Source organism: Corallococcus macrosporus (assembly GCF_017302985.1).
Taxonomy (GTDB): Bacteria; Myxococcota; Myxococcia; order Myxococcales; family Myxococcaceae; genus Corallococcus; species Corallococcus macrosporus_A.
Map to the genome: position 1 here is coordinate 480,373 of NZ_JAFIMU010000004.1, position 20,178 is coordinate 500,550.

Sequence of the window (20,178 nt, forward strand, 5' to 3'; positions counted from 1 at the left end):
TCCGTGATGCAGCTCCCCGCGCCTGACTGATCAGCACAGGCGCGGGGCAGAAGGGTTTCAACCTCCCATGGGAGTCTGGGGCTCGCTGCGCGACGCACGGGTGAGAAGCGCGCGCAGCCGCTCCACGATGAACCCGAGGTGCGGATCCTGTAGCAGTTCATGGTGGCTGCCGGGGACGTCGTCCACCTCCAGGCCGCCTCGCACCAGGGGCTCCCAGCCCCGGTGACGCGGGAGCCCGGTGGGGGCCTCGCTGGCGCTCAGCAGCAGGGCGGTGCCGTCGTAAGGCCGGGGCACGTACTTCTCCTGGGCGAAGAGGTTGGCCTGGAAGACCCGGAAGAGGGCGCGCAGCTGAGCAGGCCCGGAGTGCGCATCGAGGATGTTCGCCCGGAGCCCTTCCTGCAGCAGATGATCCAGCATCGCCGCGTCGTCGCCCTGTGCCAGCGCTTCGGCGGAGACGGCGAGCTCCCGGCCAAAGGCGGTGGCGGTGGTCTGGGCGAAGGCGATCCTCACTCGGGCCTCGGAGGAGAAGTGGCTGTCCTCCGCGGCAGGTCCCGTGAGCCCGGGCACGTGCGCGTCGATGAGCGCGAGCAGGTCCACCGCTTCGCCGGAGTCGCGCAGCCTGCGAGCCATCTCGTAGGCGATGACGCCGCCGAGGGACCAACCTCCGAGCTGGTAGGGGCCATGCGGCTGCACGGAGCGGATCGCTTCGATGTAGAGGTCCGCCATCTCCTCGATGGACTCCGCGACCGGGCGTCCGTCGAGGCCGCGCGACTGGAGGCCGTAGACGGGCAGCGACGGCCCCAGGCGGCGCGCCAGCTCCGAGTAGGCGAGGACGTTGCCGCCGCCGGGATGGACGAGGAAGAGCGGCCGATGGCCGGGCTCTCCCCGCTCCAGCGGGACGAGGGGCGTCCATGCCTGCGAGGCGTCTTGGAGCACCAGGGCGAGCTGCTCCACGGTGGGCTGCTGGAAGAGGACGGAGAGCGGAAGGCTGAGGCCAAGGCGCTCGCGGATGGCCGCGAGCATTCGCACGGCGAGCAGGGAGTGACCGCCGAGTTCGAAGAAGCTGGAGCGAATGCCAACGGAGCGGACACCGAGCACGTCCTCCCAGATGCGCGCGAGCTGCATCTCGAGCGCATCGCGCGGGGCGACGAAGTTCCTGGCCTCGACAGCGTGGGCGTCGGGTTCGGGCAGGGCCTTGCGGTCGACCTTGCCGTTGGAGTTGAGCGGCAGTGCATCCAGGACGAGGAGGGTGGAAGGCACCATGTACTCGGGCAACTGCTGCCGGAGATGTGCCTTCAGTGACTCGGAGTCCAGCGAGTGGCCATCGCGCGCGGTGACGTAGCCGATGATGCGCTTGTCGGCAGCCTCGCCCCTGGCGACGACGACGGCGTCCTTGAGGCCCGGAGCGCGGCGGAGGGCTGCTTCGATTTCACCCAGCTCGATGCGGAAGCCGCGCACCTTCACCTGGAAGTCGATGCGGCCGAGGTACTCCAGCCGCCCGTCCATGCGGTACCGGACGCGGTCACCCGTGCGGTACATGCGACCACCCGGAGGGCCGTAGGGTTCCGGGACGAAGCGCTCCGCGGTGAGCTCCGGGCGTAGCAGGTAGCCCCGCGCCTGGCCTTCACCCGCGAGGTACAGCTCACCGGCGACGCCCACGGGCACCGGCTGCAACGAAGCGTCCAGCACGTAGGCGCGCGTCGCGGGCAGGGGCCTGCCGATGAGAGGCACCTCGTCACGACCGACGAGAGAGGCGGTGGAGTAGGTGGTGTCCTCGGAGGGGCCGTAGAGGTTGTAGAGCTTCTGCACCGTCGGGACGGCGTAGACCTGCTTCGCCAGTGTCTCCGGCAGCGCTTCGCCCGCGAGGTTGATGACGCGCACGGTGGGCGGTACCGCATTCAGGCGCAGCAGTTGCGCCATGGCGGAGGGCACCGTGTTGACGAGGGTGACGTGCGAAGCAGTGGGCAGCTCCGCCAGGTGCAGGGCGTTGCGTGCCACCACCACCGCACCACCGCTGCTCAACGGGGCGAAGAGCTCGAAGACGGAGAGGTCGAAGTTGAGGCTCGTCGCGGCAAGCGTGCCCTTCAGTTCCTCCGGGCTGAAGGTCTCAAGGGCCCAGTGGAGGAAGGAGACAGCGTTGCCATGGGAGATGGCGACGCCCTTGGGGCGGCCGGTGCTGCCAGAGGTGTAGATGAGGTAGGCGAGGTGCCCGGGGTGGATGTCCACCTCGGGCGCCGTGGTGGGCTGCCTGGCCAGCTCCGCATCCGAGTCGAGGCACACGGGCGTGGCAGCCGTTTCAGGAAGCGCGGCGAGCAGGTGTGAGTGGGCGACGAGGGCAGGGCCCTGGGCGTCCTCCAGCAGCCAGCCCAGACGCTCACGCGGGTAGCTGGGATCCAGCGGCACATACGCACCGCCGGCCTTGAGGATGCCGAGAGCTCCAATGACGAGGTCCTCGGTGCGCTCGACGCAGAGGCCGACGCGGACTTCGGGACCGACGCCAAGTCCTCGCAGGCGGTGGGCGAGCTGGTTGGCCTTCGCGTTCACCTCCCGGTACGTCAGTTGCCGCTCCGGCGTGATGACGGCCAATGCGTCCGGCGTGCGGCGTACCTGGGCTTCCACCATCGCGGGGATGCTGGGCTCACGCGGGGCTTCGGTAACAGGCGGGTTCCACTCGACGAGGAGCTGCTGACGTTCGGACTCGGTGAGCAGGGGCAGGTCCCCCAGCTTCGTGTCCGGCTTCTTCGCGATGGCGGCCAGCAACACGCCGAAGTGGCCGGCCATGCGCTGGATGGTTGCCGCGTCGAAGAGGTCCGTCGCGTACTCCAGCGACCCGACCAGTTCTCCCTGGACCTCTTGCAGGGCCAGCGAAAGGTCGAACTTGGCGAATCGCGCTTCCAGTGGCACGGCCTGGAACGACAGCTCCGGCAGACGCAGCGCCTCGGTGGGCGTGTTCTGCAGGACGAACATCGCCTGGAAGAGCGGGCTTCGGCTCATGTCCCGAGTGGGCTGCACGGCTTCGACAAGCTTCTCGAAGGGCAGGTGCTGGTGGTCGTACGCCGCGAAGGTCGTGCCTCGCACTTGAGCCAGCAGCTCACGGAACGTCTCGCGTGGATTCAGCCGCGCCCGCAGGACGAGCGTGTTGACGAAGAAGCCGATGAGCGCCTCGGTCTCCGCCTGGGTGCGGCCTGCGATGGGCGAGCCCACACTGATGTCGTCCTGCGCGGAGTAGCGCGACAGCAGCACCTGGAACGCCGCGAGCAGCACCATGAAGGGCGTGGCGCCCTCGCGTCCCGCCAGCGCCTTGAGCGCGTGAGAGACCTCCGGGGAAACGCGCACCTCCACCGTCGCGCCACGGTGCGACTGCACGGGCGGACGCGGACGATCCGTGGGCAGTTCCAGCGCGGCGGGAACTCCGGAGAGCTGCTGCTTCCAGTAGTCGATCTGAGCGTCCAGCGCCTCGCCCTGGAGCCAGTCGCGCTGCCACGCCGCGAAGTCCGCGTACTGCACGGGCAGCGGCGTGAGTCCAGGCTCCTTGCCGTCATGGAATGCGGCGTACAGCGAGATGAGCTCGCGCACGAGAACGCCCATGGACCAGCCGTCGGAGACGATGTGGTGCATCGTCACCAGCAACAGGTGGGAGTCGTCCGTCAGGCGCACCAACGTGCTGCGCAGCAGAGGACCCGTGGCGAGCCGGAAGGGACGCCGGGCTTCTTCGTCGGCCAGCCGCCGCGCCTCGTTCCCCCGCAGGTCCTCGGGCAGGAGGGAGAGGTCCATGAGCGGCAGCGTCCATTCCGCCGGAGCATGGATCCGCTGCGTGGGCTGACCCTGATGCTCGTGGAAGGTGGTGCGCAGGGCTTCGTGACGCGCGACGAGTGACTCGAAAGCGCGGCGCAGGGCCTCCACGTCCAGGTGGCCCGTGAGCTGGAGCGCTGCCGGGAGATTGTAGGATGCGTCTTCCGGCTGGAGCTGATCCAACAGCCACAGCCGCTGCTGGGCGAAGGACAGCGGCACCGGGCCCTCGTGCGTGGCCCGGGTGAGCTTCGGCGCCTTCGGTCCCACGCTCCCGTGCAGCCGCCCAGCCAGGGCTTCCACCGTGGAGGACTCGAAGATTGCTCGCAGCGGCAGCTCCACACCGAGTTCCGCGCGCACGCGGGACACCACCTGCGTGGCCAGCAGCGAGTGACCACCCAGCTCGAAGAAGGAGTCCTTCACGCCCACCTGGGGCAGACGAAGGACCTCCGCCCAGATGGATGCGAGCTTCGCCTCCAGCTCCGTGCGGGGCGCTTCGTAGGTGCTGCGCGACCGCGGGGCCTCCGGCTCCGGCAGGGCCTTGCGGTCGACCTTGCCGTTGGGGTTGAGCGGCAGTGCGTCCAGCACCACGAAGGTGGAGGGCAGCATGTACTCGGGGAGCCCCTGACGCAGATGGGCCTTGAGGGCTTCCACCTCCAGCGAGTTGGGCGCGACGTAGGCAACGAGCCGCTTGTCGGCGGCTTCGCCCTTCGCGACGACGACGGCGTCCTTGAGGCCCGGAGCGCGGCGAAGGGCCGCTTCAATCTCACCCAGTTCGATACGGAAGCCACGCACCTTCACCTGGAAGTCGATGCGGCCGAGGTATTCCAGCCGCCCATCCGCGCGGTAACGGACGCGGTCGCCCGTGCGGTACATGCGGCCGCCGGGAGGACCGTAGGGCTCCGGCACGAAGCGCTCCGCGGTGAGCTCCGGACGCAGCAGGTAGCCACGCGCCTGGCCTTCACCCGCGAGGTACAACTCACCGGCGACGCCCACGGGCACCGGCTGCAACGAGGTGTCGAGCACGTAGGCGCGCGTCGCAGGGAGCGGACGACCGATGAGCGGCACCTCGTCACGACCGACGAGGGAGGCGGTGGAGTAGGTGGTGTCCTCGGAGGGGCCGTAGAGGTTGAAGAGCTTTTGCACCGTTGGGACGGCGTAGACCTCCTTGGCCAACGTCTCCGGCAGAGCTTCGCCCGCGAGGTTGATGACACGCACGGTGGGCGGTACCGCATTCAGGCGCAGCAACTGCGCTATGGCGGAGGGCACCGTGTTGACGAGGGTGACGTGCGAAGCAGTGGGCAGCTCCGCGAGGTGCAGTGCGTTGCGTGCCACGACCACCGCGCCGCCACTGGAGAGAGGCGCGAAGAGCTCGAAGACGGAGAGGTCGAAGTTGAGGCTCGTCGCGGCGAGGGTGCCCTTCAGCTCCTCCAGGGTGAACGTCGCGAGCGCCCAATGGAGGAAGGAGACAGCGTTGCCATGGGAGATGGCAACGCCCTTGGGACGGCCCGTACTTCCAGAGGTGTAGATGAGGTAGGCGAGGTGCCCGGGGTGGATGTCCACCTCGGGCGCCGTGGTGGGCTGCTTCGCCAGCTCCGCATCCGAATCGAGGCACACGGGCGTAGCGGAGGTTTCAGGCAACGCGGCGAGCAGGTGCGAGTGGGCGACGAGGGCAGGGCCCTGCGCGTCTTCCAGCAGCCAGCCCAGGCGCTCACGCGGGTAGCTGGGGTCGAGCGGCACGTAGGCACCGCCGGCCTTGAGGATGCCGAGAGCACCGATGACGAGGTCTTCGGTGCGCTCCACGCAGAGGCCGACGCGGGTTTCAGGCCCGACGCCGAGTCCTTGCAGGCGGTGGGCGAGCTGGTTGGCCTTCGCATCCACCTCTCGATACGTCAGCTGCCGTTCCGGCGTGATGACGGCCAGCGCGTCCGGCGTGCGGCGCACCTGGGCTTCCACCATCGCGGGGATGCTCGGCTCGTACTGCGTCTGCGTGGCAGGCGGATTCCACTCGATGAGGAGTTGCTGACGTTCGGGCTCCGTAAGCAGGGGCAGGTCCCCCAGCTTCGTGTCCGGCTTGTTCGCGATGGCCTCCAGCAACACGCCGAAGTGGCCGGCCATCCGCTGGACGGTCGCCGCGTCGAAGAGGTCCGTCGCGTACTCCAGCGTGCCCGTCATGCCCGTGGGGGCTTCCCGTAGACCCAGGGAGAGATCGAACTTCGCGAAGTGGGTCTCCAGCGGCAGCGTCTGCATGGACAACCCGGGCAGGCGCAGCACCTCCGCCGGCATGTTCTGCAGGACGAACATCGCCTGGAACAACGGATTGCGGCTCAGGTCGCGCGTGGGCTGCACGGCCTCTACGAGCTTCTCGAAGGGCAGGTGCTGGTGATCGTAGGCCGCGAGCGTCGTGCCTCGCACCTGGGCCAACAGCTCGCGGAACGTCGCTCGAGGGTTCAGGTTCGATCTCAGGACGAGCGTGTTGACGAAGAAGCCGATGAGGCCTTCCGTCTCCGCCTGGGTGCGGCCCGCGATGGGAGAACCCACGCTGATGTCGTCCTGCGAGGAGTAGCGCGACAGCAGGACCTGGAACGCGGCGAGGAACACCATGAAGGGCGTAGCGCCTTCACGCTGGGCCAGGGACTTGAGCGCCTCCGCGATGCTGGCGGGAACTCGCACGTCCACCGTCGCGCCCCGGTGGGACTGCACGGGCGGACGCGGACGGTCCGTGGGCAGCTCCAGCGCGGCGGGGGCTCCGGCCAACCGCTGCTGCCAGTAGTCGAGTTGCGCTTCCAGGACCTCGCCCTGGAGCCAGTCGCGCTGCCACGTGGCGAAGTCCGCGTACTGCACCGGCAGCGGCGCCAGGGCCGGGGTGCTGCCCGTGCTGAAGGCCTCGTAGAAGGCCGCGACCTCACGCACGAGGACGCCCATGGACCAGCCGTCGGAGACGACGTGGTGCATGGTCACCAGCAGCAGGTGCTCCTCCGCTCCCAGGCGCACCAGGAGCCCTCGCAGCAGCGGTCCCGTGGCCAGATGGAACGGACGACGCGCCTCCGTGGCCACGATGCGCCGGGCCTCCTCCTCGCGCTGTGCCTGCGGCAGTGCCGTCAGGTCGACGATGGGCAGCTCCCACGCCGCCGAATCCTGGACCCGCTGCGAAGGGGCCTCGTGTGACGCGGCGAGCGTGGTGCGCAGGGACTCGTGCCGGGCGATCAGCGCTTCGAACGCGCGGCGCAGGGACTCCGCGTCCACCTGGCCCGTCAGCCGCAGCGCCGTGGGGATGTTGTACGACGCGTCCCCGGGCTGGAGCTGATCCAACAGCCAGAGGCGCTGCTGGGCGAAGGAGAGCGGGATGGCTCCGTTGCGCGACGCGGGCCGCAGCGGCGGCGCACGACGCGCGGCGGACGGCGACCCCTCCAGCTTCGGCGCGAGGGCTTCGACGGTCGGCGCTCCGAACAGGGCCCGCAGCGGCAGTTCGACGCCGAATCCGGCCCGCACGCGTGAGACGAGCTGGGTGGCCAGGAGCGAGTGGCCTCCCAGCGCGAAGAAGTCGTCCCGGATGCCGACCCGCTCCACCCGGAGGACCTCGGCGAAGAGGGCCGCGAGCTTCTCCTCGGTCGTGGTGCGCGGCGCGACGAGGGCGGCGGCTCGCGGTGCATCCGTCGGCTCGGGCAGGGCCTTGCGGTCCACCTTGCCGTTGGCGTTGAGCGGCAGCGCCTCCAGCACCAGGAGTGACGTGGGCACCATGTACTCGGGAAGCCGCTGCTGCAGGTGGGCGCGCAGTGCTTCCACGTTCAGCACGAGGCCTTCGTGCGCGGTGACGTAGCCGATGAGGCGCTTGTCCGCGTCCGCGCCCCGGGCCACGACGACGACTTCGTTGACGCCCGGGAAGGCGCGCAGGGCGGATTCGATCTCACCCAGCTCGATGCGGAAGCCGCGCACCTTCACCTGGAAGTCGACGCGGCCCAGAAAGTCGAGCGTGCCGTTCTCCAGCCAGCGGGCCTTGTCGCCCGTGCGGTAGAGGCGCTCTCCAGGAGTGGAGGCGAAGGGGTGGGGGACGAAGCGCTCCGCGGTCAGCTCGGGGCGGTGGAGGTAGCCCCAGGCGAGGCCGGGGCCACCAACGTACACCTCACCCGCGACACCCACGGGCACGGGGTGCAGGTTCGCGTCGAACACATAGGCCGTGGAGTTCGGGATGGGACGGCCGATGGAGACGGGGCCCTCCACGCGCGTGTCGCGGTGCAACGGCAACGTAGTGGAGAAGGTAGTGTTCTCTGTCGGGCCGTAAGCGTGAATCAGCGTCGCGTCTTCGGCGAGACGGGGCAGGTGGTCGCGAAGGCGGGACCAGGGCATCACGTCGCCACCGGTGAGGACCTGCCGCACGTGGGCCAGGGCTTCTCCCTGGTGCAGGGCCATCTGCTCGAAGAGGGCGGTCGTCAGCCACAGCGTCGTCACGCGGTGGCGCCGCACCTGCTCCGCCAGTTCCTCCAGCGAGAGGGCATGGGGAGGCGCGAGGACGAGCTTCGCGCCGTGCAGCAGCGCGCCCCAGATTTCGAGCGTGGAGGCGTCGAAGGCAACGGGCGCGATTTGCAGCCATACCTCGTCATGGCCGAAGCGCATGAAGGTGCTGCCGAGCACCAGGCGGGTGATGCCCCGGTGGGGCACGCTGACGCCCTTGGGGCGGCCCGTGGAGCCCGAGGTGAACATGACGTAGGCGAGGGCTTCGCCTTCCACTCGGACGTCGGGAGCATGCGTGGGCCGCGAGGCCAGCACGTCCTGCTGGGCGTCCAGCCAGACGCGGGTACCGGAGGCGGGCAGCTTCGAGGCGAAGGGCTGATGCGTGAGCACCACGCCGACGTCGGCGTCCTCCAGCAGCGTCGCGATGCGCTCCACGGGGGCGTTGCGGTCCACGGGGACGAAGGCGGCGCCTGCCTTGAGGATGGCGAGCAGGGCGGTCACCATCTCGAACGAGCGCTCGAGGGCGAGGCCGACGCGCGCGCCGGGGACGATGCCCAGCGAGCCCAGGTGGTGGGCCAGTTGGTTCGCACGTGCGTCCAGCTGCGCGTACGTCAGCGAAGCGTCCCCCAGCACCAGGGCCACCGCGTCGGGCGTGCGCTGGGCCTGCTGGGCGAAGTGGACGTGGACAGGGACGTCCATGGGGCTGACGGCCGCCGTGTCATTCCAGTCCACGAGGATGCGCTGGCGCTCCTCGGGCGAGAGCAGCGGCAGCGCGGACAGGGTTTGCTCGGGCTTCGCGGCGACGGCCTCCAGTAGCATGCGCAGGTGGCCTGCCATCCGCTCCACGGTGCTCTGCTCGAAGAGGGCGGTGCTGTATTCCAGCCAGCCGGTGAACCCCTGCGGCGAATCCTGCATCGTCAAGGTGAGGTCGAACTTGGCGGCCCGCGCGCCGGGAGCGAGCTGCTGGAAGGTGAGGCCGGGGACTCGCAGATCGCCGGTGGGAGCGTTCTGCAGGGTGAACATCACCTGGAAGAGCGGGCTGCGGCTGGTGTCCCGCACGGGCTGGAGGACTTCCACCAGCTTCTCGAACGGCAGGTGCTGGTGTTCGTAGGCCGCGAGCGTCGTGCCGCGCACCTGGGTGAGCAGTTCCCGGAACGTCTCGCGTGGATTCAGCCGGGCCCGCAGGACGAGCGTGTTGACGAAGAAGCCGATGAGGCCCTCGGTCTCCGCCTGCGTGCGGCCCGCGATGGGCGTGCCCACGCTGACATCGTCCTGGCCGGCGTAGCGCGACAGGAGCAGCTGCCAGCCCGCGAGCAGCACCATGAACGGCGTGGCGCCCTCGCGCCGGGCCAGGGACTTGAGGGCCTGGGAGGCTTCAGGCGAAAGCTGGAGGGAGAGGGCCGCGCCCTCATGGGACTGGACGGCCGGCCGGGGCTTGTCCGTCAACAGCTCCAGCGCGGCGGGCGCACCCGCGAGCTGCTGCTTCCAGTAGTCGAGCTGCGCGTCCAGCGTCTCTCCCTGGAGCCAGTTGCGCTGCCATGCCGCGAAGTCCGCGTACTGCATGGGCATGGGACTGAGTGCGGGGGCGGCGCCCTGGGTGAACGCCGCGTAGAACATCACGAGCTCCCGGACGAGGACGCCCATGGACCAGCCGTCGGAGACGATGTGGTGCATCGTCACCAGCAGCAGGTGTTCGTCGGCTGCCAGTCGCACGAGGGCCGTGCGCAGCAGCGGTCCGCGCTCCAGGTGGAACGGCTGACGGGCATCCTCCGTGACGTGGCGCTGGGCCTCGGCCTCGCGCTGCGCTTCCGGCAGCGAGGACACGTCGATGAGCGGCAGGGTCCAGGCTCCAGGCGCATGGATGTGCTGGGTGGCCTGACCCTGGTGCTCATGGAAGGTGGTGCGCAGGGATTCGTGGCGGGCGACGAGCGCTTCGAAGGCGCGCCGCAGCGACTCCACGTCCACGTGGCCCTTCAGGCGCAGCGCCGTGGGGATGTTGTACGACGCGTCCCCCGGCGTGAGCTGGTCCAGGAACCAGAGGCGCTGCTGGGCGAAGGACAGGGGCAGGGCGCCTTCGTGTGAAGAGGCGCGCAGCGGCGGCGGACGATGCTCGGAGCGCTGGGCACCGTCGAGCTTCGTCGCAAGTGCGGCCACCGTGGACGCTTCGAAGAACACGCGAAGCGGCAATTCCACGCCGAAGGTGGAGCGCACGCGCGAGACAAGCTGGGTGGCCAGCAGGGAGTGGCCTCCCATGGCGAAGAAGTCGTCGTGGATGCCCACACGCTCCACGCGCAGCACTTCCGCGAAAAGGGCGGCCAGTTGCTCCTCGGTGTCGGTCCGAGGCGCGACGAAGTCGGACGAGCGCGCGAGGTTGCCCGGCTCGGGTAGCGCCTTGCGGTCGACCTTGCCGTTGGAGTTGAGGGGCAGCGCGTCCAGGACGAGGAGGGCGGACGGCACCATGTACTCCGGGAGCCCCTGCCGTAGGTGAGCCTTGAGGGCGTCCACCTCCAGCGAGTGTCCATCTCGTGCGGTGACGTAGCCGATGAGGCGCTTATCGGCGGCTTCGCCCTTCGCGACGACAACGGCATCCTTGAGACCGGGCACACGGCGAAGCGCTGCTTCGATTTCGCCCAGCTCGATGCGGAAGCCACGCACCTTCACCTGGAAGTCGATGCGGCCCAGGTACTCCAGCCGCCCGTCCGCGCGGTAACGGACGCGGTCACCCGTGCGGTACATGCGGCCACCCGGAGGACCGTAGGGTTCCGGGACGAAGCGCTCCGCGGTGAGCTCCGGACGCAGCAGGTAGCCACGCGCCTGGCCTTCACCCGCGAGGTACAGCTCACCGGCGACACCCACGGGCACTGGCTGCAACGCAGCGTCCAGCACGTAGGCGCGCGTCGCGGAGAGCGGGCGGCCGATGAGCGGCACTTCGTCACGGCCGACGAGGGACGCGGTGGAGTAGGTGGTGTCCTCGGAGGGGCCGTAGAGGTTGAAGAGCTTCTGCACCGTGGGGACGGCGTAGACCTGCTTGGCCAACGTCTCCGGCAGCGCTTCACCCGCGAGGTTGACGACACGCACGCCTGACGGCACCGCATTCAGGCGCAGCAGTTGCGCCATGGCGGAGGGCACCGTGTTGACGAGGGTGACGTGCGAAGCAGTGGGCAGTTCCGCCAGATGCAGGGCATTGCGTGCCACGACCACCGCGCCGCCACTGGAGAGAGGCGCGAAGAGTTCGAAGACGGAGAGGTCGAAGTTGAGGCTCGTCGCGGCGAGGGTTCCCTTCAGCTCCTCCGGGGTGAAGGTCTCAATGGCCCAGTGGAGGAAGGAGACAGCGTTGCCATGGGAGATGGCGACGCCCTTGGGGCGGCCGGTGCTGCCGGAGGTGTAGATGAGGTAGGCGAGGTGCCCGGGGTGGATGTCCACCGCGGGCGCCGTGATGGGCTGCTTCGCCAGCTCCGCATCCGAATCGAGGCACACGGGCGTAGCGGAGGTTTCAGGCAACGCGGCGAGCAGGTGTGAGTGGGCGACAAGGGCCGGGCCCTGGGCGTCCTCCAACAGCCAGCCCAGGCGCTCACGCGGGTAGCTGGGGTCGAGCGGCACGTACGCACCACCGGCCTTGAGGATGCCGAGAGCACCGATGACGAGGTCTTCGGTGCGCTCCACGCAGAGGCCGACGCGGGTTTCAGGCCCGACGCCGAGTCCTCGCAGACGGTGGGCGAGCTGGTTGGCCTTCGCGTCCACCTCCCGATACGTCAGCTGCCGTTCCGGCGTGATGACAGCCAGCGCGTCCGGCGTGCGGCGCACCTGGGCTTCCACCATCGCGGGGATGCTGGGCTCGTACTGGCTCTGCGCGGCTGGCGGATTCCACTCGAGGAGGAGTTGCTGACGCTCGGGCTCGGTGAGCAGGGGCAGGTCCCCCAGCTTCGTGTCCGGCTTCTTCGCGATGGCCTCCAGCAACACGCCGAAGTGGCCGGCCATCCGCTGGACGGTCGCCGCGTCGAAGAGGTCCGTCGCGTACTCCAGCGTGCCACTTATCCCCTCCTGGAACTCTTGCAGCGAGAGCGTGAGATCGAACTTCGCGAAGTGAACCTCCAGGGGCAGGGGCCGCAGGGTGAGGCCCGGAAGCTGGAGCGTCTCCGTGGGCGTGTTCTGCAGAGCGAACATCACCTGGAAGAGCGGGCTGCGGCTGGAGTCCCGGACGGGCTGGATCGCTTCCACCAGCTTCTCGAACGGCACGTGCTGATGCTCGTAGGCCGTGAGCGTCGTGCCGCGCACCTGGGCGAGCAGTTCCCGGAACGTCGCGCGCGGCGCTACGTGGGCGCGCAGCACCAGGGTGTTGACGAAGAAGCCGATGAGGCCTTCGGTCTCCGCCTGGGTGCGGCCCGCGATCGGCGTGCCCACGCTGACGTCATCCTGCGCGGCGTAGCGAGACAGCAGCACCTGGAAGGCCGCGAGCAGCACCATGAAGGGCGTGGCACCTTCGCGTCCCGCCAGCGCCTTGAGTGAGTGGGCGACCTCCGCGGGAATGCGCACGTCCACTTTGGCCCCCCGGTGCGATTGCACGGGCGGACGCGGACGATCCGTGGGCAGCTCCAGTGCGACCGGCGCACCCACGAGCTGCTGCTTCCAGTACTTGAGGTGCGTCTCCAACGTCTCGCCCTGGAGCCACTGGCGCTGCCACGCCGCGAAGTCCGCGTACTGCATGGGCAGTGGCGCGAGCGATGGACTCCGGCCCGCGCTGAACGCCTCGTAGCGGGACACCAGCTCCCGGACGAGCACCCCCATGGACCAGCCGTCGGAGACGATGTGGTGCATCGTCACGAGCAACAGGTGTTCTTCCGCTCCCAGTCGCAGGAGGGCGGTACGCAGGAGCGGACCTGCCTCCAACTGGAAGGGCTGGCGAGCGTCCTCGGTGACCCGGCGTCGTGCTTCGGCTTCACGCCGCGCTTCGGGGAGGACGGACAGGTCCTGCACGGGCAGGAGCCATTCGCTCGGGGGATGGATGGACTGCGTGGCCTGGCCCTGGTGTTCACGGAAGGTGGTGCGCAGGGCTTCGTGGCGCGCGACCAGCGCTTCGAAGGCGCGGCGAAGGGACTCCACGTCCACCCGGCCCTTCAAGCTCAGCGCGCTGGAGATGTTGTACGACGCATCCCCCGGCGTGAGCTGATCCAGGAACCAGAGCCGCTGCTGCGCGAAGGACAGGGGCGCCGTGGTGGCTCGCACCCTGGGGATGTTCGGCGGGGCTTGCACCCCAGAGGTCCGAGCGGAGTCGATGCGCTGGGCAAGCCCGGCCACGGTCGGGGCTTCGAACAGCGCGCGCACCGGCAACTCACGCCGGAAGGTGGTGCGCACTCGGGACATGAGCTGGGTGGCCAGCAGCGAGTGGCCACCGAGCGAGAAGAAGTCATCGTGAATGCCCACGCGTTCCACGCGCAGCACCTGCGTGAAGAGGGCCTCGAGCTGCTCCTCGGTGGCTGTTCCCGGCGCGACGTAGGTGGACGCGACCGCGGTGCCCTGCGGCGCCGGCAGGGCCTTGCGGTCCACCTTGCCGTTGGCGTTGAGGGGCAGGGCGTCCAGGACGAGGAAGGCGGAGGGCACCATGTACTCGGGCAGCCGCTCCTTGAGGAAGGAGCGCACCGCGCTGGTGTCCAACTGCTGGCCCGAAGTGGGCACGAGGTACGCGACGAGACGCTTGTCGCCAGGGACGTCCTCACGGGCGAGGACAACGGCCTCGTGCACGGAGGCATGGGCGAGAAGGGAGGCTTCGATTTCCCCCAGCTCGATGCGGAAGCCGCGCACCTTCACCTGGAAGTCGAGCCGCTGCAGGTAGTCCAGCTGGCCGTCGGCCCGCCAGCGCACGACGTCGCCGGTGCGGTAGAGGCGCGCGCCCGGGGTTGAGGAGAAGGGGTGCGGGATGAAGCGCTCGGCACTCAGGGCCGGCTGGCCGAGGTAGCCCCAGGCGAGGCCTTCACTGGCGAGGAAGAGCTCGCCAGGGACGCCAATGGGCACCGGCTGCAGGTGGGCATCGAGGACGTAGGTGCGGGTGTTGGCGATGGGGCGGCCAATGGGAGGCCGTGTGCCGTCGTCGCGCGCGGAAGGCGGGACGGGCGTGAAGGTGGCGACGACGGTGCTCTCGGTGGGCCCGTAGTGGTTGAAGAGGGTGGCGGGGACGGAGGGAGGCGGGCCGTGGTGCAGGGCGTCGCCGCCCGTCAGCAGGGCACGCAGGGCCATGGGGCGGGGCCACTCCTCACGCAGGACGGCCTCGGCCAGCGGCGTCGGCATGAAGCAGGTGGTGATGGCCTCGCGGGCCATCCACCGCAGCAGTTGAGAGGGCTCCGCGCGCACGGCTTCCGGCGGGATGACGAGGCTGGCGCCGGAGGCAAGAGAGGGCCACACCTCCCAGGTGGAGGCGTCGAAGGCGACGCCGGCGGTGAGGGCGGTGGAGTCGTCCGGCGACAGCGAATAGGTGCGCTGGTGCCAGGAGACGAGATTCATCAACGCGCGGTGGTGGACGGCGACGCCCTTGGGACGGCCGGTGCTGCCGGAGGTGTAGATGACGTAGGCCAGGTCCTGCGGGCCCACGGCTGCCACGGGCAGCGGCTGCCGCGCTGCCGCACCCTCTTCCATCTCCAGGGAGAGGACGCGCGCGGAAAGCGCGGGCAGAGAGGGCCGCAGGTGCTGCTGGGTGAGGAGGACGGAGGCAGCGGAGTCCTCCAGCATGAAGGTGAGGCGCTCCGGCGGGACGCCAGGAGCGATGGGGACGTAGGCGGCGCCCACCTTGAGGACGGCCAGCAAGCCCGCCACCAATTCAGGCGAACGCTCGGCGAGGACAGCGACGCGGTCACCTCGGGAGACACCCGCCGCGTGCAACTGGACGGCGAGGCTGTGAGCCCAAGTGTCGAGGCCTGCGTAGGTGACGCTTCGCTCGCCCATGCGCACGGCAGTGGCGTCCAGCGTGCGACCGGCATCGGTGATGCTTTGCTCGCCCATGCGTACGGCAATGGCCTCCGGAGCGCGGCGGGCCTGCTCGGCGATGACGTGGTGGATGCAGGTGTCGCGCGGGAAGGCGACGTCCGTCTCATTCCACTCGATGAGAAGCTGCTGGCGCTCGGAAGCGGTGAGCATCTCCAGGGAGGAGACGCGGGCGTCGGGCTGGGCGGCGAGGGCGGAGAGGAGGACCGCGAAGTGGCCCATGAGACGCTGGACGGAGGCGGCGTCGAAGAGGTCGGTGCTGTACTCGAGGAAGCCGGTGAGGCCCTGGGGCACCTCGAAGAGGGTGAGGGCCAGGTCGAAGCGGGAGGAGTTGCCCTCCAGGGGGATGGGCTGGAAGGCCATGCCCGGGACGCGCAGTGCCTCGGCGGGGGCATTCTGCAGGACAAGCATCACCTGGAAGAGAGGGCTGCGGCTCAAGTCTCGCGAGGGCTGGAGGACTTCCACCAGCTTCTCGAAGGGGACGTGCTGGTGCTCGTAGGCCGCGAGGGTGGTGGCCTTCACCTGGGAGAGCAGTTGACGGAACGAGTCCTCCGGGCGCACGTGGGCGCGCAACACCAACGTGTTGACGAAGAAGCCGATGAGGCTTTCGGCCTCGGCGTGGGTGCGGCCGGCGATGGGAGAGCCGACGCTGATGTCGTCCTGGCCGGAGTAGCGAGAGAGCAGCAACTGGAAGGCGGAGAGCAGCAGCATGAAGGGCGTCGCGCCCTCCCGCTGGGCGAGGCTTCGCAGCGAGTCCGTCAGCTCCGAGGGGAAGTGTACGGGCAGCGTGGCGCCACGACGCGACTGGACGGGCGGACGAGGACGGTCCGTGGGCAACTCCAGCGCCGAGGGGGCCCCGGCCAGCTGCCGCTTCCAGTAACCGAGCTGCGACTCCAGCGTCTCGCCCTGCAGCCACTCGCGCTGCCAGAGGGCGAAGTCCGCGTACTGCACGGGCAGCGGCGGCAGTGACGGGGCCCGGCCGCTACTGAAGGCTTCGTAGAGGCTCGCCAGCTCGCGGATGAGGACGCCCATGGACCAGCCGTCGGAGACGATGTGGTGCATCGTCACGAGGAGGACGTGGGAGTCCGCTGAAAGCTTGAGGAGCGCGGTTCGCAGCAGCGGACCGTGAACGAGGTGGAAGGGCTGCCGGGCTTCCCGGGTGGCAAGCCGCACCGTCTCCGCTTCGCGCGCGAAATCGTCCAAGCCAGACAGGTCCTCGACCGGAAGCGCCCACGCAGCCGGCGCATGGATGCGCTGGAAGGGCTGGCCTTCGTGCTCGAAGAAGGTGGTGCGCAGGGCTTCGTGGCGTGCCACCAGTGCCTCGAAGGCACGGCGCAGGGCTTCGACGTCCAGATGCCCCTGGAGGCGGAGCGTGACGGGGAGGTTGTAGGACGCATCGTCCGGCGCCAACTGGTCGAGGAACCAGAGGCGCTGCTGGGCGAAGGAGAGCGGCTGGGGGCCCTCCGTGCGCGAGCGCGTCAGCGGCGGAAGCCGTGTGCCGGTAGAAGCCCGCTGCAACTTCTCCGCGAGGGAGGCGATGGTGGGGGCCTCGAAGAGGGCGCGGAGCGGCAACTCCACGTCGAGGGCGGAACGCACACGGGCCACCAGTTGGGTGGCGAGAAGCGAGTGGCCGCCCAATTCGAAGAAGTTGTCTGTGCGGCCCACGGTGGGCACGCGCAGCACTTCGCTCCAGAGCGCCGCGAGCTTCTCCTCCAGCGGCGTCACCGGCGCTTCGTAGGCGTGCGACGCACGAAGCAAGCTTGCGTCCGGGGCAGGCAGCGCCTTGCGGTCCACCTTGCCGTTGGACGTGAGCGGCAGCGTCTCCAAGGAGACGAAGGCGGCGGGCACCATGTACTCGGGCAGGTGCTGCTTGAGGTGGGCACGAAGGGCGGAGACATCGAGCGCTTCGCCCACGACGTAGGCCACCAGCCGCCTGTCGCCTGGAGCGTCCTCACGGGCCAGCACCACGGCGTCCTTCACGGACGGGGCGGCACGCAGGGCGCTTTCGACTTCACCCAACTCGATGCGGAAACCACGCACCTTCACCTGCGCGTCGATGCGCCCGACGAAGTCCAGTTGTCCATCCGCGCGCCAGCGCACCACGTCGCCCGTGCGATAGAGGCGAGCGCCCTCTTCACCCGAGAAGTCGTCCGGCACGAAGCGCTCGGCGGTGAGGCCCGGACGCCCTGCGTATCCACGTGCGACACCCACGCCACCGATGTGCAGTTCACCGCGCACGCCCACGGGCACTGGTTGCCCGTGCGGGTCGAGCACGTAGACACAGACGTTCGCCAACGGCTTGCCAATGGACGGGACGTTCCCATCCGCGACCACCTCACCCAGCGTGGCGATGACGGTGGCCTCCGTCGGGCCGTAGGTGTTGAGCAACCTGCGCCCCGGAGCCCAGCGCGCGACGACATCCGCGGGCAGGGCTTCACCGCCGGAGATGACGGTGCGCAGCTCGGGCAGCCTCTCGGAGGACGTGGCCGCGAGTGCCGCGGGCGTGAGGCTGACGACGCTCAACTCCTGCTCGCGCAGCAGCACGGGCAAGGGTGCGCCCGGCATCAACTTCTCCAGCGGCGCGAGCACCAGCGTGGCGCCGTTGCATAGCGTGGTGAAGATCTCCTCCACCGACAGGTCGAAGCTGAGGCTCGCGAACTGGAGCACGCGGCTGCCGGGCCCGATGCCGTACGCCACTGCCTCGTGGGTGACGAGGTTGGCGACGCTGCGGTGCTCCACCGCCGTGCCCTTGGGTGTGCCCGTGCTGCCCGACGTGTAGAGCAGGTACGCCATGTTCGCGGGCGTCACGCCCGTGCTGGGCGCCTCCGTGGGCTCCTTGGCGAGAGCACCGCGCTCCGTGTCCAGGCAGAGCGCCCGGCCATGCAGTGCCACCGGGAAACGGTCCACCAGCGGCTGCTGCGTGACGAGCACCTGGGCGGCGCTGTCCTCCAGCATGAAGGCCAGCCGCTCACGGGGCAGCAGCGGATCCACGGGCACCCAGGCGCCACCGGCCTTCAGGATGCCGAGCAGGCCGATGACGATGTCGAGGGAACGCTCGACGCTGAGGGCTACGCGAACTTCCGGGCCAACGCCGCGACGGCGCAGCGCGTGGGCGAGCTGGTTGGCGCGTGCGTCCAGTTGCGCGTACGTCAGCCGCGTCCCCTCGAACACCGCGGCCACAGCCTCGGGCGTGGCCTGCGCCTGTGCCTCGAAGAGCGAGTGCATGCACGCTTCCGGGAACGGTGCCCGCGTGGCGTTCCACTCCACCAACACCTGCTCTCGCTCCTTCCCCGTGAGCAGCTGCAGCGAAGATGCGTGATGATCAGGCTGCGCGACGGCTTGCTGCAGGAGCACGCGGAGGTGCTGGGCCATGCGGGCGGCGGTGGCAGGGGTGAAGAGGTCGGTGGTGTATTCGAGGTAGCCCTTGAGGCCCGCGTCCGTCTCCAGCACCTGGAGCGTCAGGTCGAACTTGGCGGAGAAGGTGTCCAGCTCCAGCGCTTCCAGCTTCACGCCTTCCACGGAGGCCGCGCCGCGGAAGGAGGCCTGGTAGGTGAGCATCACCTGGAAGAAGGGGGTGCGCCCCGGGATGCGCTCGGGCTTCAACTCCTCCACGAGACGCTCGATGGGCAATTCCTGGTGCTCTTGCGCGCCCAGCACCGTCTCGCGCACCTGACGCAGCAGCGTGCGGAAGGAGTCGCGGCCCGTCACGCGGGTGCGAAGCACCTGGGCGTTGACGAAGAGGCCGATGAGGCCCTCCACCTCTCCGCGCGTGCGGCCGGCCATGGGCGAGCCGACGGTGACGTCCTCCTGGCCGGAGTAGCGGGCCATGAGCAACTGCCAGCCCGTCAGCAGCGCCATGTAGAGGGACGCGCCCTCCTGCTGCGCCAGCGCCTTCAGCGCGTCCGTCAACTCGCGGGGCAGCAGCACGTCATGCCGGGCGCCTCGGCCGTCGCGGAGGGCGGGACGCGGGAAGTCGGTGGGCAACTCCAGCGCGGAGGGCACTCCGGCCAGCTGCTGCTTCCAGTAGTCGAGCTGCTTCTCCAGGCGCGAGCCCTGCAGCCACTCGCGCTGCCAGACGCCGAAGTCCGCGTACTGCACGCTCAGCGGCGGCAGCGGTGCGGGCTGGCCTCGCGCGAAGGCGCCGTAGAGCAGCGCCACCTCGCGCACCAGCAGCGTCATGGACCAGCCGTCGGAGACGATGTGGTGCACCACCACCACGAGCAGGTGCTCCTGGGGGGCGGATGTCAGCAGCAGTGCGCGCAGCAGTGGGCCTTGCGCGAGATTGAAGGGCCAGGCCGCGGCTTCACGCGCCAGTCGCCAGGCCTCGTCCGGCGAGGAGCCCGTGAGGTCCTTGCGCTCCAGGGTGAGCACCGGCTCGGGTGACACCACCTGCACGGGGCCCGAGGCGTCCTCGCGGAAGGTGGTGCGGAGCACCTCGTGACGGCGCACCACCTCTCGCAGCGCTCGCTCCAGCACGGCCACGTCCAGCGCGCCCTCCAGCCGCACCGCCATGGGCACGTTGTAGAGAGGGCTGCCGGGTTGCAGCTGATCAATGAACCAGAGGCGCTGCTGGGCGAACGACAGCGGCAGCGGGCGCGAGCGGTCCTGCACCGGGATGAGGCCTTGAGTGGAGGTCCCCGCGGCGGCCTTCTGCGCCGCCACCTTCTTGAGCAACTCGGCGCGCTTCTCCGGTGAGAGGTTGGCGATCCGCTTCGACAGCTCGTTGCTCATCTTGTGTACTCCGCGCTCGGGGACGCCATCGCGAGCGCCACCCGGGGCGGTGACGTTCGCGAGAACTCAGACCTGCTGCTGATTCCGGATTGCCCCCTGCGCCGCTCTCCCGGGAGAAGCGCGAGGGTGGGTCAAATCCACGCGGATAAGATTATTCCGCCTACGAAGGTCCTGTCATGACCCCGGCGGAAAGGCGCCCGAATGAATTCAGGTATTTGCGGGATTGCTCTGGCT

1 protein-coding gene is annotated in these 20,178 nt (G+C 69.5%); it reads right to left on the reverse strand.

What is annotated here, in order from left to right; translation table 11 throughout:
- Window positions 1–57: 57 nt before the first annotated feature.
- Window positions 58–19,944 carry a non-ribosomal peptide synthetase gene (locus tag JYK02_RS07260; RefSeq protein WP_207050172.1) on the reverse strand — a complete coding sequence of 6,629 codons (19,887 nt, stop codon included), beginning with the start codon at window positions 19,942–19,944 and terminating at the stop codon, window positions 58–60.
- Window positions 19,945–20,178 lie beyond the last annotated feature (234 nt).

Excerpts from the sequence above, each read along its gene's own strand:
- JYK02_RS07260 (WP_207050172.1), bottom strand. The coding sequence starts at position 19,944 with ATGAGCAACGAGCTGTCGAAGCGGATCGCCAACCTCTCACCGGAGAAG.